This is a genomic window from Actinomadura sp. NPDC048021, assembly GCF_040653135.1.
Lineage (GTDB): Bacteria > Actinomycetota > Actinomycetes > Streptosporangiales > Streptosporangiaceae > Spirillospora > Spirillospora verrucosospora.
In genome coordinates this window covers 34,481-54,273 of sequence record NZ_JBEZJQ010000026.1, presented here as the reverse complement: position 1 = coordinate 54,273, position 19,793 = coordinate 34,481, and the positions used below count along the sequence as shown (strand labels likewise).

The 19,793-nt window shown below is 73.7% G+C and carries 19 protein-coding genes; 12 read left to right on the top strand and 7 right to left on the bottom strand.

All coding sequences use genetic code 11. From position 1 onward, the window contains the following. Nucleotides 1-3: 3 nt before the first annotated feature. Nucleotides 4-1,083 carry a DUF2332 domain-containing protein gene (locus tag AB0C87_RS33360; RefSeq protein WP_360581159.1) on the bottom strand — a complete coding sequence of 360 codons (1,080 nt, stop codon included), beginning with the start codon at nucleotides 1,081-1,083 and terminating at the stop codon, nucleotides 4-6. Nucleotides 1,084-1,159: 76 nt separating this feature from the next. On the opposite strand from AB0C87_RS33360, the gene aroC reads away from it, so the two are divergent. From aroC to aroQ, 4 genes are read left to right on the top strand one after another with little or no spacing between them, the layout of a single operon-like run. Continuing rightward, nucleotides 1,160-2,338: a chorismate synthase gene (aroC, locus tag AB0C87_RS33355; RefSeq protein WP_345175530.1), complete on the top strand. Its 1,179-nt coding sequence runs from the start codon at nucleotides 1,160-1,162 to the stop codon at nucleotides 2,336-2,338. A gap of 8 nt (nucleotides 2,339-2,346) precedes the next feature. After that, on the top strand, nucleotides 2,347-2,856 hold the full coding sequence (locus AB0C87_RS33350) for a shikimate kinase (protein ID WP_360581157.1): 510 nt from the start codon (nucleotides 2,347-2,349) through the stop codon (nucleotides 2,854-2,856). Then, nucleotides 2,853-3,926 carry a 3-dehydroquinate synthase gene (gene aroB / locus AB0C87_RS33345; RefSeq protein WP_360581155.1) on the top strand — a complete coding sequence of 358 codons (1,074 nt, stop codon included), beginning with the start codon at nucleotides 2,853-2,855 and terminating at the stop codon, nucleotides 3,924-3,926. The genes AB0C87_RS33350 and aroB overlap by 4 nt, the downstream gene beginning before the upstream one ends. Next, a complete protein-coding gene (gene aroQ, locus AB0C87_RS33340) occupies nucleotides 3,923-4,366 on the top strand; it encodes a type II 3-dehydroquinate dehydratase (protein WP_345175524.1) in 444 nt (147 codons plus the stop codon). Before aroB ends, aroQ begins: the two co-directional genes overlap by 4 nt. Here the strand turns inward: aroQ and AB0C87_RS33335 are convergent. Next, a complete protein-coding gene (locus AB0C87_RS33335; RefSeq protein ID WP_345175523.1) occupies nucleotides 4,363-4,938 on the bottom strand; it encodes a TetR/AcrR family transcriptional regulator in 576 nt (191 codons plus the stop codon). The genes aroQ and AB0C87_RS33335 overlap by 4 nt on opposite strands. A gap of 170 nt (nucleotides 4,939-5,108) precedes the next feature. Between AB0C87_RS33335 and AB0C87_RS33330 the strand changes: the two genes are divergently transcribed. Next, complete coding sequence (locus AB0C87_RS33330; protein WP_360581152.1) at nucleotides 5,109-5,774, top strand: enoyl-CoA hydratase-related protein; 666 nt, start codon at nucleotides 5,109-5,111, stop codon at nucleotides 5,772-5,774. Nucleotides 5,775-5,854: 80 nt separating this feature from the next. Continuing rightward, a complete protein-coding gene (locus AB0C87_RS33325; RefSeq protein WP_353834189.1) occupies nucleotides 5,855-6,901 on the top strand; it encodes an LLM class F420-dependent oxidoreductase in 1,047 nt (348 codons plus the stop codon). On the opposite strand, the gene AB0C87_RS33320 is transcribed toward AB0C87_RS33325, so the two are convergent. Beyond that, the gene (locus AB0C87_RS33320; RefSeq protein WP_353834190.1) at nucleotides 6,876-7,583 is read right to left on the bottom strand and encodes a hypothetical protein; all 708 of its coding nucleotides are present in this window, start codon (nucleotides 7,581-7,583) and stop codon (nucleotides 6,876-6,878) included. The two genes, AB0C87_RS33325 and AB0C87_RS33320, sit on opposite strands and share 26 nt — an antisense overlap. A 127-nt stretch (nucleotides 7,584-7,710) precedes the next feature. Beyond that, nucleotides 7,711-9,189 (bottom strand): FAD-dependent oxidoreductase, encoded by a 1,479-nt coding sequence (locus tag AB0C87_RS33315; RefSeq protein WP_353834193.1) that lies wholly within the window; start codon nucleotides 9,187-9,189, stop codon nucleotides 7,711-7,713. A 157-nt stretch (nucleotides 9,190-9,346) separates the two neighbouring features. Between AB0C87_RS33315 and AB0C87_RS33310 the strand changes: the two genes are divergently transcribed. From AB0C87_RS33310 to AB0C87_RS33285, 6 genes are all read left to right on the top strand, one after another. Next, on the top strand, nucleotides 9,347-10,435 hold the full coding sequence (locus tag AB0C87_RS33310) for a Xaa-Pro peptidase family protein (RefSeq protein ID WP_360581150.1): 1,089 nt from the start codon (nucleotides 9,347-9,349) through the stop codon (nucleotides 10,433-10,435). 33 nt (nucleotides 10,436-10,468) lie between these two features. Continuing rightward, entirely contained in the window at nucleotides 10,469-11,026 is a 558-nt protein-coding gene (gene efp, locus AB0C87_RS33305; protein WP_345175515.1) for an elongation factor P, read from the top strand. Nucleotide 11,027: 1 nt separating this feature from the next. Then, nucleotides 11,028-11,444: a transcription antitermination factor NusB gene (gene nusB, locus AB0C87_RS33300; protein WP_345175514.1), complete on the top strand. Its 417-nt coding sequence runs from the start codon at nucleotides 11,028-11,030 to the stop codon at nucleotides 11,442-11,444. Between the two features lie 316 nt (nucleotides 11,445-11,760). Further along, on the top strand, nucleotides 11,761-12,522 hold the full coding sequence (locus AB0C87_RS33295) for a methyltransferase domain-containing protein (protein WP_345175513.1): 762 nt from the start codon (nucleotides 11,761-11,763) through the stop codon (nucleotides 12,520-12,522). Between the two features lie 4 nt (nucleotides 12,523-12,526). Continuing rightward, nucleotides 12,527-13,792, top strand: a complete 1,266-nt coding sequence (locus AB0C87_RS33290) for a DNA polymerase IV (RefSeq protein ID WP_345175512.1) — start codon at nucleotides 12,527-12,529, stop codon at nucleotides 13,790-13,792. A 147-nt stretch (nucleotides 13,793-13,939) separates the two neighbouring features. Further along, a complete protein-coding gene (locus AB0C87_RS33285; RefSeq protein ID WP_185023574.1) occupies nucleotides 13,940-14,332 on the top strand; it encodes a DUF3040 domain-containing protein in 393 nt (130 codons plus the stop codon). A 245-nt stretch (nucleotides 14,333-14,577) separates the two neighbouring features. On the opposite strand, the gene AB0C87_RS33280 is transcribed toward AB0C87_RS33285, so the two are convergent. From AB0C87_RS33280 to AB0C87_RS33270, 3 genes are read right to left on the bottom strand one after another with little or no spacing between them, the layout of a single operon-like run. Further along, nucleotides 14,578-17,118 carry a DUF3488 and transglutaminase-like domain-containing protein gene (locus AB0C87_RS33280; RefSeq protein WP_360581148.1) on the bottom strand — a complete coding sequence of 847 codons (2,541 nt, stop codon included), beginning with the start codon at nucleotides 17,116-17,118 and terminating at the stop codon, nucleotides 14,578-14,580. Between the two features lie 26 nt (nucleotides 17,119-17,144). After that, nucleotides 17,145-18,413, bottom strand: coding sequence for a DUF58 domain-containing protein (locus AB0C87_RS33275; RefSeq protein ID WP_360581146.1), 1,269 nt, complete (start codon nucleotides 18,411-18,413; stop codon nucleotides 17,145-17,147). Nucleotides 18,414-18,416: 3 nt separating this feature from the next. Continuing rightward, on the bottom strand, nucleotides 18,417-19,496 hold the full coding sequence (locus tag AB0C87_RS33270; protein ID WP_360581145.1) for a MoxR family ATPase: 1,080 nt from the start codon (nucleotides 19,494-19,496) through the stop codon (nucleotides 18,417-18,419). Nucleotides 19,497-19,793 lie beyond the last annotated feature (297 nt).

Genomic DNA, 19,793 nt, shown 5'->3' with positions numbered 1-19,793 from the left:
GCCCTACCGGGGGCGCGGCGGTGAGAACCAGGTGGTGGGGAGGCCGTGGGACGGGCCCTCACCGAGGATCACCGGCTCCCCGCCCGGCCACAGCCGCAGCGTCACGACGTGCAGGACGTCGAGCCGCGAGGCGTCGCGGCCCTCGAACGACAGGTGCGCCACGGGCGCTTCGGGGGTGGCCGCCGCCCCGGCCCGCTCGATGCTCCGGTCGACGCGCGCGGCCTCGTCGCGCGACATGTACGCGCGCATCGTCGAGTGCCACACGACCGTGGCGACGCCCTCCTCGGGGGCCAGCCCCTCCAGGAAGTCCGCGGCGCCCGCCTTCACGACCGTCGCGGGGACCCGCGCGGCGACCTCGAACGCCGCCCGCAGCCGCGCCACCCGGGCCGTCTGGTCGGGCCACACGTACGACAGGAGCCGCCGCCGCCCGGCGGGCGAGGCCGCGTCCAGCGGGTTCGGGTCGCATCCCCGCCGCTCGGCGATGGCGAGCGGCGCGCCCACCGGGGGAAGGCCCCGCCAGGCGTCCGGCAGGACGACCGGCGACTCCGGGCCGTACGCGCCGCTCTCGTGCAGGAACCGGAAGCGGTCGGCGCGCAGGTTCAGGCCCCCACTGGCCCCGATCTCCAGCAGCCTGACCGGCAGGGACCGGCCCGGGGCGCCCGCGGGACGGCAGGCGTCGGCGATCGCGAGGAGCCCGCCGACGAGCGGCGCCGCCCGCCCGACCTCGTTGGTCTGCGGCGGATCGAGGAGGCCGTCGCGGACCTCGGCCGCGTGCCCGGCCAGCACGTCCCGGAACGCGGGCCAGGCCTCCAGCGGGTCCCGCGTCCCGCCGGCGGTCGGGTAGTACGCCGCCAGTTCCGGCGCCCGGCCCTCAAGGACGAGCCGGTGCACCGTGCCGAGCATGCCCAGGATGTAGCCGGTCCGCGTGCGCGCCCCGAGCACCTCCGTCACGACCGCGCCCGGATCCTCCGCCGCCCGCGTGAGCAGTTCGGCGTACATCGCCGACCCCAGCTGGGCGGACGCCCGCGCCTGGCCCAGCAGCGTCCGCCTCGTCTCGACCCCGTCCGCACCGGCCCTTCCCATCGCCACCTCCCCGACGAGCCTCTCAGATGCTGGACGCCGTCACGGGCGGGCACGCGGAGTCAATAGGATTCCTCCCATGCTGCGATGGTTGACCGCGGGGGAGTCCCATGGCCCGGCCCTGACCGCGATCGTGGAGGGGCTGCCGGCCGGAGTGCGCGTGACCTCGGGGGACATCGCCGAGGAACTGCGCCGCCGGAGGCTCGGCCACGGCCGGGGCGCCCGGATGAAGTTCGAGCAGGACAAGGTCACGATCATCGGGGGCGTCCGGCACGGGGCGACGCTCGGCGGGCCGGTCGCGATCGAGGTCGGCAACACCGAGTGGCCCAAGTGGGAGACGGTCATGTCGGCCGACCCCGTGGACGCCGACGTCCTCGCGGCCCAGGCCAGGAACGCCCCGCTGTCGCAGCCGAGGCCCGGCCACGCCGACCTGGTCGGCATGCAGAAGTACGGCTTCGACGACGCGCGGCCCGTCCTGGAGCGGGCGAGCGCGCGGGAGACGGCCGCGCGGGTCGCGCTCGGCACCGTCGCCAAGGCGTTCCTCAAGCAGGCCCTCGGCGCGGACGTCCTGAGCCACGTGATCGCGCTGGGCGAGGTCGAGGCCCCCGAGGGCGTCCTGCCGGAGCCCGGCGACCTGGCGCGGGTCGACGAGAGCCCGGTGCGCTGCTTCGACGGCGAGGCGTCGGAGCGGATGGTCGCGCACATCGACGAGACGAAAAAGGCCGGCGACACCCTCGGCGGCGTGGTGGAGGTGCTCGCCTACGGGCTCCCGCCCGGCCTCGGCAGCCACGTCCACTGGGACCGGCGCCTGGACTCCCGGCTCGCCGGCATCCTCATGGGCATCCAGGCGATCAAGGGCGTGGAGCTCGGCGACGGGTTCACCACCGCGCGGCGGCCCGGCTCGCGGGCGCACGACGAGATCGACGCGACTCCGGAGGGGGTCCGCCGCCGCACCAACCGGGCCGGCGGCGTCGAGGGCGGCATGACCACCGGCGAGGTGCTGCGGGTGCGCGCCGCGATGAAGCCGATCTCGACCGTCCCGCGGCGGCTCGACACGATCGACGTCACGACCGGCGAGCCCGCCAAGGCGATCAACCAGCGCAGCGACGTGACGGCCGTCCCGGCCGCCGGGGTGGTCGCCGAGGCGATGGTCGCGCTCGTCCTCGCGGACGCGGCGCTGGAGAAGTTCGGCGGCGACTCCGTCGAGGAGACCGCCCGCAACCTGCGCGGATACCTGTCCTCCCTGACGATCAAGTGAGCGTGGCCATGCGACCGAAGGCAGTCATCATCGGGCCGCCCGGCTCGGGCAAGTCCACCGTCGGCGCCGGGCTGGCCGAACGCCTCGGCGTCACGCTGCGCGACACCGACGCCGACGTCGAACGGGCCGCGGGCAAGCCCATCGGCGAGATCTTCATCGACGACGGCGAGGAGCGCTTCCGCGAGCTGGAGCGCGCCGCCGTCGCCGAGGCGCTGGCCGAGCACGACGGGGTCGTCGCGCTCGGCGGCGGCGCCGTCCTCGCGGCCGAGACGCAGGACCTGCTCGCCGGGCACACCGTCGTCTACCTGCGGGTCGGCCTCGCCGAGGCGATCAAGCGGGTCGGCCTGGCGTCGGCGCGGCCGCTGCTCGTGCTGAACCCGCGCAGCCAGATGCGCAAGCTGCTGGAGGAGCGGCTCCCGATCTACGAGCGGCTCGGCACCGTGGACGTCGACACCGACGGGCGCGAGCCCGCCGACGTCGTCGACGAGGTCGTGAGGGCCCTGGAGGGGGACTCGTGACGCAGGCCCGGGTGCACGTCGGCGGCGCCGACCCCTACGACGTCGTCATCGGGACGGGCGTGCTCGGCGAGCTGCCCGCCCTCGTCGGGGAGGGGGCCCGGACCGTCGCGGTCGTCCACGCCGAGGGGCTGCCGCAGATCGCCGGTCCCGTGTGCGGGGCGCTCGAACAGGCCGGGTACGCCGTGCACGCGCTGCCCGTCCCGGACGGCGAGGCCGCCAAGGAGGTCGGCGTCCTCGCCGGGCTGTGGTCGTCCTTCGCCCGCCTCGGCATGACCCGCACGGACGTCGTCGTCGGCGTCGGCGGCGGCGCCACCACCGACCTCGCCGGGTTCGCGGCGGCCTCGTGGCTGCGCGGCGTGCGGGCGGTGCTCGTCCCGACGACGCTGCTCGGCATGGTGGACGCGGCGGTCGGCGGCAAGACCGGCATCAACGTCCCCGAGGGCAAGAACCTCGTCGGCGCGTTCCACCCGCCCGCCGGCGTCCTGTGCGACCTCGCCACGCTGGTGACGATGCCGCGCGAGGACTACGTCAGCGGCCTCGCCGAGATCATCAAGGCCGGCTTCATCGCCGACCCGCGGATCCTCGCCCTGGTCGAGGAGGACCCGAAGGGCGCGGCGCACCCCGACGGCCCGCACACCCGCGAGCTGGTCGAACGGGCCGTCCGGGTCAAGGCCGACGTCGTGTCGGCCGACCTGAGGGAGAGCGGCCTCCGCGAGATCCTGAACTACGGCCACACCCTCGCGCACGCCATCGAGAAGAACGAGGAGTACCGGTTCCGCCACGGCCACGCCGTCGCGATCGGCATGGTGTACGCCGCCGAGCTGTCCCGCCTCGCCGGGCGGCTGCCCGCCGACGTCGTCCGGCGGCACCGCGACATCCTCGAAGCCGTGGGCCTCCCGGTCTCCTACGCCGCCGACTGGCCCGGCCTGCGCGCCACCATGACCATCGACAAGAAGTCGCGGGGCGCCACGCTCCGGTTCGTCGTCCTCGACGGCATCGCCGAGCCGGGCCGCCTCGAAGGCCCGGACGAGGAGCTGCTCGCCGCCGCCTACCGGGAGATCGCCCGATGACCCGCGTCCTCGTCCTGAACGGCCCCAACCTGCGCCGCCTCGGCGTCCGCGAGCCCGACACCTACGGGACGGCCAGCTTCGACGACCTGGTCGCCGTCTGCCGCGACGCGGGCCGCCGCCTCGACCTGCACGTCGAGGTCCGGCAGACCGACGACGAGGCCGAGATGATGCGCTGGCTGCACGAGGCCGCCGACGAGCGCGTCCCGGTCGTGCTGAACCCGGCCGCGTTCACGCACTACTCCTACGCGCTGCGCGACGCCGTCGCCCAGCGCACCGCCCCGCTCGTCGAGGTCCACATCACCAACCCGGCCGCCCGCGAGGAGTTCCGCCACAACTCCGTCGTCGCGGGCGTCGCCACCGGAACCATCGCCGGTTTCGGCACCATGTCCTACGTCCTGGCCCTCCAGGCCGTGGCCGAGCTGGTCGCCGAGAACTCCTAGCCTTCCTCGGCGGCGCTGCGGGCCATGTCCTTGAGCTCGGCCACGACGTCGTCCAGCGGGGCGACGTCGCGGTGGGCGCGGCACAGGATGGTGGCGCCCTCCACGGCCGCGACGATCAGGCGGGCGAGGCGGGACGCGCGGTCGTCGGGGACGCCGGCGTTGCCGAGCCCGGTGGCGAGGGTGTCCTGCCAGCGCCCGAACGCCGCCGCGGCGGCCGCGGCGAGCTGCGGGGCCTCGTCGTGGGACTCGACGGTGACGGCGACGACGGGGCAGCCGGCGCGGAACTCGCTCTTGATCAGGACCTGCCGCCACCAGGCCGTGAAGGCGTCCACGGCGGACGCGGCGTCACCGCTCTCGGTGGCGGCGAGGATGCCGGCGTTGAGGAACTCGCCGGCGTAGCGGACGGCCTCCTCGGCGAGCTGCGCCTTGCCGCCGGGGAAGTGGTGGTAGATCGACCCGCGCGGGGCGCCGCTGTGCGCGATGACGTCGCGGAACCCGGTGCCGCTGTAGCCGCGCTCGCGGAAGAGGAAGGCGGCGCTGCGCACCATGCGTTCCCTGCTGTCCGTCCCCATGCGACGATTATGACATTCATCATACGGTCCTCGCGTTGTCCATGACGACCGTCATGGAGAACTTTGGCCGTGCCGGACGCCAGCACCGCTACTCGCGAGTAGGGTCACCTCAGGCACGCGGTACGGGCCGGTTCCGGGAGCGGGGCCGGGCAGGGGAGAAGGAGACGTTCGTGATCGACCTCCAGCGCGACGGAGACGTGTACGTCCTGCGGTTCGACGCGGACGAGAACCGGTTCGGCCCCGACTTCCTCGACGCGGTCGAGGGGGCCCTCGACTCGGTGGCGAAGAACGACGGGCCGGGCGCGCTCGTCACCGTCGGCACCGGCAAGTTCTACTCCAACGGCCTGGACCTGGAATGGCTCGGCGCCAACCAGGACAGGTTCGAGGACTACCTGCGACGAGTGCACGCCCTGTACGCGCGCGTGCTGACCCTGCCGATGCCGACGGTCGCGGCGCTGAACGGCCACGCCTTCGCGGGGGGCGGCATGCTCGCCCTCGCCCACGACTTCGCCGTCATGCGCACCGACCGCGGCTACTTCTGCCTGCCCGAGGTGGACCTCGGCATGAGCTTCACCCCCGGGATGAACGCGCTGATCACGGCGCGGCTGCCGAAGGCCACCGCGCACGAGGCGATGATCACCGGCCGCCGCTACGCCGCGGAGCAGGCGCGCGAGGCCGGGATCGTGCAGCGCACCGCGCCCGAGGAGGAGGTGCTGCCCGCCGCCGTGGAGTGGGCGGCGTCGCTGGCGAGCAAGAACGGACCGGTGGTGGCGACGATCCGCACCGCGATGTACCGGCAGGCGCTGGACGCGCTGAACGGTCCCGCGCTGCCGTGACCCCTCCTCTCGGACCCGGGCCGGGAGTAGGTTACGTTCGACTGGAATCGGATTCGGTTTAGGAAGGGGCGCGGGACACCATGCGCATCGGTATGGCGCTCAGCTACTCGGGCGGTTTCAAGGAGACCGTCGAGGAGCTCGCCGACTACGAGAAGGCCGGCCTCGACATCGTCTACGTCGCGGAGGCCTACAGCTTCGACGCGGTGAGCCAGATGGGCTACATCGCCGCCAGGACCGAGCGGGTGGAGATCGCCTCCGGCATCCTCAACATCTACTCGCGCACCCCGACCGCGATCGCGCAGACCGCCGCGGGGCTGGACTACGTCTCCGACGGGCGGTTCACGCTCGGCATCGGCGCGTCCGGCCCGCAGGTCATCGAGGGCTTCCACGGGGTCCCCTACACCGCGCCGCTCGGCCGCACCCGGGAGATCATCGAGATCTGCCGCAAGGTGTGGCGCCGCGAGCGCGTGCAGCACGACGGCAAGCACTACCACCTGCCGCTGCCGGAGGGCCAGGGCACCGGCCTCGGCAAGGCGCTCAAGCTCATCAACCACCCGGTCCGCGCCGACATCCCGATCATGGTCGCCGCGATCGGCCCGAAGAACGTCGAGCTGACCGCCGAGATCGCCAACGGCTGGGAGCCGATCTTCTACATGCCGGAGAAGGCCGCGGAGGTGTGGGGGCCCTCGCTCGCGGCCGGGAAGGCCAAGCGCGACCCCGCGCTCGGCGAGCTCGACGTGGTCGGGCAGTCCCCGCTCGCCATCGGCGACGACGTGCGGGGCCTCCTGGAGTTCGGCCGTCCGATGGCCGCCCTCTACATCGGCGGCATGGGCGCCAAGGGCAAGAACTTCTACAACGACCTCGCCCGGCGCTACGGCTTCGAGAGGGAGGCCGAGGAGATCCAGGACCTGTACCTGGACGGCAAGAAGGACGAGGCCGCCGCGAAGGTCCCGCAGGAGCTGCTGGAGAAGATGTCCCTCATCGGCTCCGAGGGGCACGTCCGGGAGCGGCTCGCCGCGATGAAGGAGTCCGGCGTCACGACCCTCAACGTGGCCCCGATCGCCGGCGACCACAAGGGCCGCCTCGCCCTGATCGAGAAGGTCAAGGAGATGGCCGCCGGACTCTGACGCGCCGCCTCCGCCGCCGGCGGAGACGCCCGAGCCAGAAACCCGTCCCGGGCCCGAACGGCGGGACGTCCAGCTCGAACAGCACGCGGAGCAGGACACCGCCGCCGAACAGGCCGGCCCCCCATTTCAGGGAGGAGCCCGGATCGCCCACCGAGCCGGCGGGGCGCGGATCGAGGCGGCCGCGCGGGTCGTACACGACCTGGACGCGCTCGCCTCGGTCCGCGACCTCCGACCCGGTCGTCATCGTCCGCACCCGCGGCTCGGCGCAGGCGAGGTCGTGGTCGTAGTAGACGTCCGTGGTCGTGTTCCCGTTGCTGTCGGTGCTGGTGACCTCGCGCCGGTCGACCTTCTGGACGGTGCACGCCGTCGTCCGGCCGCGCTCGTGCAGAGCCTGGTCCGACACCGCGCCCGCGACCACGGACGCCCCGATGCCCAGCAGGAAGAAGGCGCCGAAGAAGACCAGGACGTTCTCGTAGCGCAGCTGCGTGAAGACCAGCAGGGCGTATCCGGCCATCATCATCACGAAGAACAGCGCCGTGCCCGCCCAGTTGCCCGCCAGCGCCGACGGCCCGTAGGCGTTCAGGGCGGCCTGGGCGACGATCAGCGCCAGCCCGGTCAGGGGCGCGCCGACCGCCAGCAGCGCCGCCACCGCCCAGCCCGGCCGTTTCCCGTACCCCACCATCGGAACCCGTCCCGTCGTTCATCCGTGTCCCTGGATGAGACGCGCGGATCCGCCGTCAGGATCGCTATCTGATCCTTACTTCTCGCTGCCGGCGGAACCGCGCGGGGAACGCCCCGGGAAGGGCGGATCAGAGCGCCGCGTCGACCTCCTTCGCGACGCGCTCGCCGGAGCGGACGGCGCCGTCCATGTAACCCGTCCAGTAGCCGGACGTCTCGGTGCCCGCCCAGTGGACCGGGCCGCACGGCTCCCGCAGCGCCGGACCGAACGCGGTGAGCGCGCCGGGCGGGGCGACGCCGACGGGGCCGCCGCCGCTCCACGTCTCGTTGTCCCAGCGCTGGAAGGCGGTCAGCTTCGGGTTCGCGGCCTTGTCGCCGAACAGCCTGGTGAACGAGTCGAGTCCCGCGGCCCGCACGTCCGCGGCCGGCGCGCCGTCCAGCCTCCTGATGTTGGCCTGGTTCATGAAGCCCATCAGGATGCCCCGCGACCCGTCCGGGGGGCTGTTGTCGAACGTCGCGTCGATGGCGCCGCTGTCGGCCACGGCCTGCCCGGTCAGCCCGTCCGCCCGCCAGAACGGCGTGTCGTAGACGGCGACGAACTTGGCCACCGAGCCCATCGGGTACCGCTGCATGAGCTGCGCCCGGGCGGCGGGCAGCGCCGGCGAGAAGTCGATCCTCCCGGCGATCGCCGGGGACATCGCGACCACGACCCGCTTCGCCGACACCGTGATCCCGTCGGCGGTCACCGTCACGCCGCCCGCCTCCGCGGCGATGGACCGGACCGGCGCGTTGTAGTGGACGATGTCGCCGAGCCGCGCCGCCAGCCGGATCGGCACCTCCTGCGAGCCGCCGACGAACCGCGACTCCTGCGCCCCGCCCTTCGTGTTGATCAGCCGGTCGATCGTCCCCGGGGCGCTCTCGTTGCCCGCCGAGGCCGCGTAGTTCAGCAGGTAGAGCAGCGAGACCTCCTGCGAGCGCATCGACAGGGTGGAGGAGGCGAACGCGTCCATCAGGAACCGCGCGCCGCTGCTCAGGGAGTTGGCCCGCGACCAGGTGTGGAAGGTCTGCGCGTCCCACTCCTCCGCCTTGGCCGCCTTCCACGGCTCGCCGACCGGCACCTCCTTGACCATCCCGCCGAGCTTGAGCAGCGCCAGCTCCAGGTCGACCACGCCCCAGTCCGGCGGGACCGCGCCGAGCAGGCCGTCGGTCGCGTACAGCGACCGCTTGCCGTCCCGGTAGTAGACGTTCTTGCCCTCGTTGTAGGTGGCGTAGGTGTCGACGCCCAGGTCCCCGGCGAGCGCGGCGATGCGGTCCTGCGTCGGGCCGATGAACTCGGCGCCGCCCTCGTTGGTGGTGCCGTCGCCGAGCGGCATCCCGTAGACGCGGCCGCCGGGGCGCTCCCGCGCCTCCAGCACGACCACGGACCGGCCCGCCGCGACGAGGTCGCGGGCGGCGGTGAGGCCGGAGAGCCCGGCGCCGACGATCACCACGTCGGCGGTGAGGGGCGCCGTGCGGGCGGCGGCGGAGGGGGCCGCGGCCGCGGTGACGACCGCTCCCGCGGCGGTGAGCGCGCCTGTGCCCAGCAGTCTTCTACGGCTGACTCGGGTCAAGGGGAATCACTCCTGGGGAAGTCCATGGGGCCGGACATTCGGGGGGACGGAGCACACGCCGGGTCACGCTAGGCCAGCTCTCGACCAGAAGTCGAGGGTTCTTCATGTTCGTGACCGCGTTGAGACGGCCGTCTCGCGATGATCTAGAGTCCTGGCCATGGGGGAGACTCACTACGCGCGGCGCCGCCGGCTCGCCGCGCTCGTCGCCGACCGGGGCGCCGCCGCACTGCTGGTGACCCGCCTGGTCAACGTCCGCTACCTGACCGGTCTGGACAGCTCGCGGGCCGCGCTGCTCGTCCCGGCCGACGGCCCCGCCGTGCTCGCGACCGACGGCCGCTACGCCGGGATGGCCGCGCAGGTCTGCCCGGAACTGCCCGTCGTCGTCGACCGCCAGGTGGCGGAGGCACTGGTGAGGCGGGCGGGCGAGGACGGCCACGGCCGCATCGGCTTCGAGGCCCACGACCTGACCGTCGAGCACCACACGGCCCTCCTCGGCGTCGCGCTTCCGGGCCACGCCGCCGAACTGGTCCCGCTCGGCCATCTCGTCGAAGAGCTGCGCATGGTCAAGGACGAGGAGGAGATCGGCCTGCTGCGCGAGGCGTGCGCCGTCACCGACCGCGCGTTCGAGGCCGTCCTGCCCGAGATCCGCGCCGGGGTCACCGAGCGCGCCGTCGCGATCGCCCTCGAACGGGCCATGGTGGACCAGGGCGCCGAAGGCCCCGCGTTCGACTCGATCATCGCGTCCGGCCCCAACGGCGCCGTCCCGCACCACCACCCGGGCGGCCGCGAGCTCCAGCGCGGCGACCTCGTCACCATGGACTTCGGCGCCCTCTACGGCGGCTACCACGCCGACATGACCCGCACCGTCGCGATCGGCGAGCCCGCCGCCTGGCAGCGGGACGTCTACGACCTCGTCCACCGCGCCCAGGCCGCCGCGCTGGCCGCCGCGCTGCCCGGCGCCGACACCAAGGACGTGGACGCCGCCGCCCGCGACGTCATCGCGGAGGCCGGGCACGGCGAGGCGTTCACCCACGGCCTCGGGCACGGCGTCGGCCTGGAGATCCACGAAGCGCCGCTCATGGGGTACGACAAGACCGGTAAGCTGATGGATCGGGTTCCGATCACCGCGGAGCCGGGGGTCTACCTCACGGGCCGGGGCGGGGTCCGCATCGAGGACACGCTGGTGGTCCGCGCGGGCGGGCCGGAGCTCCTCACCACAACGACCAAGGACCTGCTCGTCCTGTAGGACGCGCGGGCCCGCGACCGGGAGAACAACGCAGTGGCGACGACGAACGACCTGAAGAACGGCATGACGCTGAACCTCGACGGCCAGTTGTGGACCGTCCAGGAGTTCCAGCACGTCAAGCCCGGCAAGGGCGGCGCGTTCGTCCGCACCAAGCTCAAGAACGTGCTGTCGGGCAAGGTCGTCGACAAGACCTTCAACGCCGGCACCAAGGTCGAGGTGGCGAGCGTCGACAAGCGCGAGATGCAGTACCTCTACCGCGAGGGCGAGGACTTCGTCTTCATGGACACCGAGACCTACGACCAGCCGCACATCCCCGCGGCCGTCGTCGGCGACGCGGCGAACTACCTGCTCCCTGAGCAGAACGCCGTGATCGCCTTCAACAACGAGAACCCGCTGTACGTCGAGCTGCCCGCCGCCGTCGTGCTGGAGATCACCGAGACCGAGCCCGGCCTGCAGGGCGACCGCTCCACCGGCGGCAGCAAGCCCGCCACGCTGGAGACCGGGGCGCAGATCCAGGTGCCGCTGTTCATCACCACCGGCGAGAAGGTCAAGGTCGACACCCGCTCCGGCGAGTACCTCGGCCGCGCCTGAGATGGCAGCGCGCACCAAGGCCAGAAAACTCGCCCTCGACATCCTGTTCGCCGCCGAGCTCCGCGAGGAGGAGCCGACGGCGGTCCTCGCCGCCCGCGGCCGTCCGAACCAGGACGAGCTCGCCGAGTACCCGCACGCCGTCCGGCTGATCGAGGGCGTCCAGGAGAACCAGGAGCGCATCGACGAGCTGCTCGCCACCTACGCCACCGGCTGGACGCTCGAACGCATGCCCGTCGTCGACCGCAACATCCTGCGGATGGGCGCGTTCGAACTCCTGTGGGTCGACGACGTCCCCGACGGCGTCGCGGTGAGCGAGGCGGTGGGCCTGGCCACCGAGCTGTCCACCGACGAGTCCCCCCGCTTCGTCAACGGCCTCCTCTCCCGCCTCCAACAACTGAAGCCCTCTCTGAGTCTTTAGCCTTTTCTCCTCCTTCGGGCCTGGCGGCCCTCCATCGTCGAAAAAGCTGGCGATCGCTGGCATCGCTTCGTCTCGCCTTGCGGCTCGCTGCGCGATCAGGTTCTCGCAAGCTCGAACCTGCCTTCGGACGCGATCGCGGCCATTGAGGTCGTTGCGGGGTTGCGGAGCGGGCTGGGGTGGGTGCGATCGGCCGTGCCCGCATCGGCATCGCTCGGGGCCTGCCTGCGGGCGCGCGTGACTTCGGTGGGCGGCCAGGCGTGGAAGAGGAGTGCACTGCAATAAGCTCTCCTTGATGACCAACGTTAGGGGAGCGGGTGTGACCGGCCGGCAACAGAAGCGGGTGCGGGGCGGCAGCCGGGTGCGCAGCGCCGTCCTGTGGGACGCGCTGCGCGCGGTCCTCGACCGCATCACTCCCGAGGCCGGCCTGAGCGATGTCGTGGACGTCGGCGGGGGGACCGGCGGGTTCGCCGTTCCGCTCGCCGAGCTGGGGCACCGGGTCACCGTGGTCGACGCCAACCCGGACGCCCTGGCCGCGCTGGAGCGCCGGGCCTCCGAGTCCGGCGTGCGGGTGCGCGCCGTGCAGGGCGACGCGGTCGACCTGCCCGACCTTCTCGGCCCGGACGCCGCCGACCTCGTCCTGTGCCACAGCGTCCTCGAGTACGTCGATGATCCCGGCGCGGCGATGGCGGCGCTGACCGGCGCCGTCCGTCCGGGCGGCTCGGTCAGCGTGCTGGCGGCCGGGCAGGTCGCGGCCGCGCTGCACCGCGCCGTGTCCGGGCACTTCGACGACGCGCGGCGGGTGCTGACGGACCCGTCCGGGCGGTGGGGCGAGGGCGACCGGATGCCCCGCCGGTTCACCCGCGAGTCGCTGTCGGAGCTGGTGAGCGGCGCCGGGTTGCGGGTCGCCGAGCTGCACGGCGTCCGGATCTTCGCCGACCTCGTGCCGAGCGGCCTGCTGGACGGCGACGCCGACTCCGCGGACGCGCTGATCGCGCTGGAGTCCGTCGCGGCCGTCCACCCCGTCCTGCGGGACCTCGCCACCCAGCTGCACCTGGTGGCCGACAAACCGGCCGGCTAGCACCGTGAGCCGCAAGCAGCAGCTGCACCGGCCGGGGCCGCAGCCGGGCCCGCCCGCCGACGACACCGGCTGCGCCATCCTGCACGTCGACATGGACGCCTTCTTCGTCAGCGTCGAGCTGCTGGAGCGGCCCGAGCTGCGCGGCCGTCCCGTCGTCGTGGGCGGCGCCGGGCCGCGCGGCGTGGTGTCCGCGGCCTCCTACGAGGCCCGCCGGTTCGGCGTGCACTCGGCGATGCCGATGACGCGGGCGCGGCGGCTGTGCCCGCAGGCCGTGGTGCTGCCGGTGAGCCACGGCAAGTACGGCCGCGTCTCCGCTGCGGTCTTCGAGATCTTCCGCTCCGTCACGCCGCTGGTCGAGGGCTTGTCGCTCGACGAGGCCTTCCTGGACGTGGCGGGCGCCCGGCGGCGGCTGGGCCGTCCCGCCGAGATCGCGCAGCTCATCCGCGACCAGGTGCGCGACCAGCAGGGCATCACCTGCTCGGTCGGCGTCGCGACCACCAAGTTCGTCGCGAAGCTGGCCTCGACCCGGTGCAAGCCCGACGGGCTGCTCGTGGTGCCGGCCGACGGCGTGGTCGACTTCCTTCACCCGCTGCCCGTCGCGTCCCTCTGGGGCGTCGGCGAGCGGACGGAGCAGGCGCTCACCAGGCTCGGGCTGCGCACCGTCGGGCAGCTCGCCCAGGTGCCCCTCGCCACGCTGCAGCGCGAGCTCGGCAACGCGCTCGGCGCGCACCTGCACGAGCTGGCGTGGGGACGCGACCCGCGCGAGGTCGTCCCGCACACGCCCGACAAGAGCATCGGCGCCGAGGAGACCTTCGACACCGACGTCGACGATCCCGAGATCATCCGGCGGGAGCTGCTGCGGCTCGCGGAGCGGGTCGGCGCGCGCCTGCGCGAGAGCGGGAACGCCGGCCGGACGGTCAGCGTCAAACTGCGGATGGCCGACTTCAAGACGATCACGCGCGCGCGCACGCTGGCCGAGCCCACCGACCTGGCTCGTGTGATCTATGTCACAGCCCGCGAGCTGTACGAGGCGTCGGGCCTGGAACGGGTACGACTCCGTTTGGTCGGGGTGCGGGTGGAGAATCTGGGCCCCGCCGGCGAGGCCCCCCGTCAGCTCGCCCTCGACGAGCCGGACAGCGGCTGGCGTGAGGCCGAGCGAGCCATGGATCAGGTCGCGCACCGGTTCGGGCGCGGCGCGGTGCGTCCCGCCGCGCTGGTTCGGCGTGCGGCGGAGGGTGACGCAGGGGACGGCAGGGACGGAAGACAATGAAAGAAGGCTGTGAGGTGACCGGCGCCGGGCCCTCGGCGGGCCGTTCGCTTTCGTACGCTCGAGAGTCCTCGTATTCTGGGCATATCACCGTTGACGTTCGCGTCCCGCATCGGATACTCCGTCGCGGAGCTGTCGCTGGGAGGTGCCGTGCCGCTGTCTGAGCACGAGCAGCGCATGCTCGAACAGATCGAATCGGCCTTGTACGCCGAGGATCCCAAGTTCGCTCACGCGGTTCGCTCGACCAACCCCCAGGTCCATTACAAGCGCCGGATCGTCAAGGCGGCCCTCGGCTTCGCGGTGGGCGTCTGCGCGCTGATGGCCGGTCTTGTGATCAATGCCGGGACGGTCACGATCGCCGTCAGCGTCACGGGCTTCCTGCTGATGGTCGTGTGCTGCGTCTGGGCGCTGACGAGCTGGAAGCGGATGACGGGCATCGGCAACGAGCCCGCGCGCGGAGGCGGCCGGCAGGCGCGCCCCGCGAAGGCGGGCTTCATGGAGCGCATGGAGGAACGCTGGCGCCGCCGCACCGAGGGTGACTGAGCGGCGTCTGGAGCGAAGCGGAAGACGACGCTCAGTCTTCTTCCCGGGGGGTCTGGGGGGTCGTCCCCTCAGATTGTGATTGAGCGGCGTCTGGAGCGAAGCGGAAGACGGCGCTCAATCTTCTTCCGGGCGTCTGGGGGTTGTCCCCCCAGGTTGTGACTGAGCGGTCCCTCGGTACCGGCGAGGCGACTCGTCCCGGCCTTGTGCGGACTTTTTCGCGGGCCGGGACGAACGTGTGTGCGCGGCTAGCGGCGGCGGAGGCGGGACGGTAGGTCGTTCAGTCGGGCGGTGGCGTCGAGGGCGCGGTCTCCGGCGGTGCGGAGCGCGGTGCGGGTCTGCTCCATCGTCGACGGCGGCAGCAGGCGGGCGCGCCACCGGGCCCGGCGCCCGACGGACGCGGCGAACGCCTCCCGGACGGTCCGCACGTCGGCGCGCAGCCGCTCGGCGGGCTCGGAGGCGCGGGTCCGCGAGTAGCGCGCCAGTTCCTCGGCGCGGGCGATCCGGGTGAGGGCCTGGACGCTCGGCGCGTCCATCTCCAGCAGTTCCCCGAGCCGGCGGGCGGCGGCGCGCGGGGAGTCGCTGGCCCGCCATTCCAGGCCGTGGTCGAGCGCGTCCGCGCGCATCTCCTGCCAGGCGGCGTGCGCCGCCCCAGTCGGATCGGGCGTCCCGTTCGGTGATCTCACCGGCGCGGCCGGATCGGGCGTGCGCTTGCGGCGCCGTTCCGCCTCCTCCGCCGGACCAGGGGAGGCCCTGCGCCGCTTGGGCGTCGGCGTCCCGCTGGGCGAGGCGGTCAGGGCCGCCCAACGGCGCCACCGGGTGTAGATGCGCAGCGTCATCGGCACGGCCATCAGCAGCAGCACCAGCAGGGCGACGGCGAGCCACCGCGCCGCGGAGAACCCGCCGTCGTCGCCCTCCTGGACGTCGGTCGCCGCGCCCGCGCCCTCGTCGTTGCGGTGCGCGGGGCCGCTGGGCGAGGCCGCCGCGCCCGCGTCGGGGGACGAGGCGTCCGGCGCCTGCGTGACCTGGTCGTCCGGTCCGCCGCCGGTGCTGACCGCGGGCAGGCTGTACTCAGGGGCGAGGGCCGTGCCCTGCCCGGCGGCGCCGCTCGGCGTGGGCTCGAAGCGCACCCATCCCGAGCCCTCGAAGTACAGCTCGGGCCAGGCGTGCGCGTCGCGCGACCGCACCACCCACTCGCCGGGCTTGACCTCGCTGCCCGGCGTGTAGCCCATCGCGACCCGCGAGGGGATCCCGAGGATCCGCGCCATCAGCGCCATCGCGGCGGCGAACTGCTCGCAGTAGCCGCGCTTGCTGTGCAGGAGGAAGTCGACGAGGTCGCTGCCGTGCTGCGGCGCGGGCGCCGACAGGTCGTAGGTGAACCCGCCGGACAGGGTGAACCAGCGCTGCAGCCGGACGGCCTGGCCGAGCGCGGTCGCCGAACCGGCGGTGACGTCCGAGGCGAGCTTCCTGACCTCCGGCGGGACGTTCTTGGGCACCGCCGTGTAGTGCGCGACGATCTCGGGCGGGTAGGGCCCCGAGGCGGCGAGCTGCCCGACGGTCGGCTGCGGGATCAGGCTCCTGACGGTGTAGGAGCGTCCGCCCGCCGAGTCGCGCAGCGAGTAGATCATCAGCGACGGGCCGTGCACCCGCCAGTCGCCCTTGATCGACACCTTGGCCGGGGCGTACGGCACCGGCAGGAACGTCATGTTCCTGACCTCCGGCCGTACCCGGACCTCGGTCGTCACCTCGCGCGAGGGCGCGACGGTCAGCCCCTGCGGGGCGGGGAGGGCGCGGTCGCCGCTAAGCCGGTCCTTGGAGCTGCTCTTCAGCGGGCTGTAGGTCCACCGGTCGCCGTCGAACCGGTCGAGGGCGTAGAGGCGGAGGTAGCCGGGGCTCTCGGGGGCGTCGCTGCGGTAGGTCAGCACGGTCGAGTCGTCCAGCCGGGTCAGCTCCCGCTTCAGGCTGACCAGCGGGTCGGGCGTCGTCACGGTCTGCGTGCCCCGGCCGGAGCCGCCGCCCACGCCGAACACGCCGCGCGGGTGCAGCCCGGGGATCGCCGCAGGCAGCAGCACGGCCACGGCGACCGTGCCGGCCGCGATCCGGCGGCCGCTGGCCGCCAGGGCCGAGGCGTCGGGCCGGTCGGCGCGGTCCGCCGGCGGCGGCTGCGCCCCCGCCAGCGGCACCTCCCGCGGGCTGCGGCGCGTCGTCACCGTACGGCCCCAGCCGCCGACCTGCTCGCGGGCGTCGGCCGTCAGCAGGGCGAGGAAGCCGAACGCGCCGATGCCGAAGGCCAGCCAGCCGACGCCGTCCTCGCGGACGGCCGCGGGCACGCTGTACATCGCCAGCAGCGGCAGCCCGGCGGGCGCGGCGCGGCGCAGCCGCACGGCCAGCAGGTCGACCAGGACGGCGACCAGGCCGATGCCCGCGGCGGCCAGCATCGCGATGCCGGGGACGAGCGGGACGGGCGCCGCGTACCGGTTGGCCGCACGCCAGCCCTCGTCCGCCAGCTCGCCGAGCCGCCGCACCGACTCCGGTGACGGGACGACGCCGAGCCACGCCTCGCCGCCCGCGAACGCGAGGTTGAGATAGAGCAGGAGCGCCGCGAGCCCGAACAGCAGGCCGACCGGAGCGGGCATGCGCAGCCGCCGCGCCAGCAGGCCCCCGCCCGACACGGCCAGCACCGCGCCGAGCCCCGCCCAGAACCAGCTCGCCCTCTCGAACAGCGGGTACAGCGCGAGCGAGCAGGCGAGCGTCGCCAGCCCGGCCATCACCGTCATCCGGACCCTCATGTGCTGCCCCTGCTCATGCGCCGCCCTCAGTCATGCGCCGCCCCTGACACGAAATCCTCGCCGGCCTTGCCCGCGCGCGCCCACGCCCCGGCGAGCTCCGCCGCGGACCCGACGGTCACCACCCGCCAGCCGCCCGCGCGCAGCAGCCCCGCGGCCATCCCGCCGTCCTGCGGTTCGCCGTCCTCGGGGCCGCCCCGCATGAGGACCGCGACGCACGTGCCGGTGCCGCGCCGGGCCGCGGAGACCGCGCGGGCCTCCTCGTCCGACAGCACGCCGAACACCCCGACGACCAGGCCGTCGCCCTCCCGTCCCGCGCCGTGCCCGCGCAGCGCGGCCAGCCCCGTCGAGAGCGAGCCGCCCTTGGACCGGCGGGCGACGGCCAGCGCGTCGAGCAGCAGCCCTTCGAACGCGCCCTCGGAGGGCGCGGCCGGCAGCGCCTCCCCGCCGTCGGTGACGTACCGCAGGCTCATCCCCGTCCGGACGAGGTGGACGCCGATCGACGCGGCCGCCGAGACGGCCTGCTCGAACGAGCCCGCCGGCCCGTCGCCCCAGTGGGCCGACCGGCGGGTGTCGAGGAAGAGCGTGCCGCTGCTCTGGAAGTGCTGCTCCTCGCGCCGCACCATCAGCTCCCCGTGCCGCGCGGTGGAACGCCAGTGCACGCGGCGCAGGTCGTCGCCGTGCCGGTACTCGCGCGGCGCCACGTCGTCCTCGCCCGCCGCGGACACCGCGCGGGCGACGCTGTCGCCGCCGCCCGTCCACGCCCCCGACAGCCGGCCCGGCGGCAGCGGCACGATCGACGGCGTCACCGTGAGCGTGTCGGAGAGGCTGAACGAGCGGACCAGCTCCACCATCCCGAACGGGTCGGCGAGCCGGACGGTCAGCGGCCCCACCCGGTAGCGCCCGCGCACGTCCGAGCGGATCCGGTAGCCGAGCTCACGGAACGCGTGCGGCTCGATCCGCTCCAGCACGAACCGGGCCCGCCCGCCGAGCGCGTAGGGGACCCGGTCCTCCACCATCAGCAGCCCGCTCGGCAGCCGCGACACGTTCTCCAGCCGCAGGTCGACACGGGACTCGTGGCCGACCGGCAGCCGCGCCGGCTCCAGCCGCCGCGCGCAGGCCAGCCGGTACCGCGTCCGCGCCACCGCGACCGTGCACAGCAGGGGGAGCGCCAGCACGAGCACCCCGGCGCGCAGCAGGTCGCGCTCCCCGAGCGCCACCGCGCAGACGATCGCGGTCGCCCCGGCGGCCACGAACGACCGCCCCCGCGTGGTGAGGCCGGCCAGCGCCCGTCGCACCCGTCACCTGCCGGGGGAGGGCACCGGCAGCCGCTTCACCAGGTCGGCCACCACCTGTTCGGGACGGCGGCGCTCCACCTGCGCCTCGGCGGTCGGCAGCAGCCGGTGCGCGAGGACGGGGACGGCGAGGTCCTGGATGTCGTCGGGGACGACGTAGTCGCGGTCGTCGAGCGCGGCGTAGGCCCGCGCGGCCCGCACCAGGTGCAGGGTCGCCCGCGGGGACGCGCCGAGCCGCAGCTCCGGATGCCTGCGGGTGGCGGAGACGAGGTCGATCGCGTACTGCCGCACCGCCGGCGCGACGTGCTGGGCCCGCACCACCTCGATGAGGTCGCGGACGTCGGCGGCGTGCGCGACCGGGGTGAGCCGGTCGAGCGGTGACGTCTCGCCGTGGGTCTCCAGCATCTCCAGCTCGGCGGCGGGGTCGGGGTAGCCCATCGAGATGCGGGCGGTGAACCGGTCGCGCTGCGCCTCGGGCAGCGGGTAGGTCCCCTCCATCTCCACCGGGTTCTGCGTGGAGATGACCATGAAAGGCGGCTCCAGCGCGTAGGTGGTGCCGTCGACCGTGACCTGGCGCTCCTCCATGCACTCCAGCAGCGCGGACTGCGTCTTCGGGGACGCCCGGTTGATCTCGTCGCCGACCACGATGTTGGCGAACACCGGGCCCGGCTTGAACTCGAACTCGCGCCGCTCCTGGTTGTAGGCGCTGACCCCGGTGATGTCGCTCGGCAGCAGGTCGGGCGTGAACTGCACGCGCCGCACCGAGCAGTCGACCGAGCGCGCGAGCGCCTTGGCGAGCATCGTCTTGCCGACCCCGGGCACGTCCTCGATGAGCAGGTGCCCCTCCGCCAGCAGCACCGTCAGCGCGAGCCGCACGGCCGAGGGCTTGCCCTCGATCACCGACTCCACGGCGTCGCGGATCTTGTTCGCGACGTGGGCGAGCCCGTCGAGCCCGCCTCCCGTCCCGCGGTCCGCGTCACGGCCCTCCGCGTCCGCGGCTCCGGTGTCACGGCCGCCGCGCCGGGCCGGGTGGGGTGCCGGGGGGTCGGTCTCCATGAACGACTCGCCGTGCGTGCCTACTGCCACCAAACCCTCCTCAGCCGTTCCAAACGACAGTACGTCTTTGGAACGCCCACTGCGATGTTCATGTGGAACGCGAGCCAATTGTGCTCCACGGAGACGACGACAAACGACGTGTGCGCCTCACCACTTCACTCCACCCCGTCCCACAGGGCCGTGTCGCACCCCCCCGAGCGGGGGCGTTCGGAACCGGCTCGCGCCGGGGCGGCGCGCTGAGGGCCCCCGCTGGGCCCCACTCCACACCACCCCCGTTGACCTGCGATTTCGTCGCGGAAAACGGCGCGTGGACGGTGTTTTTCTTGT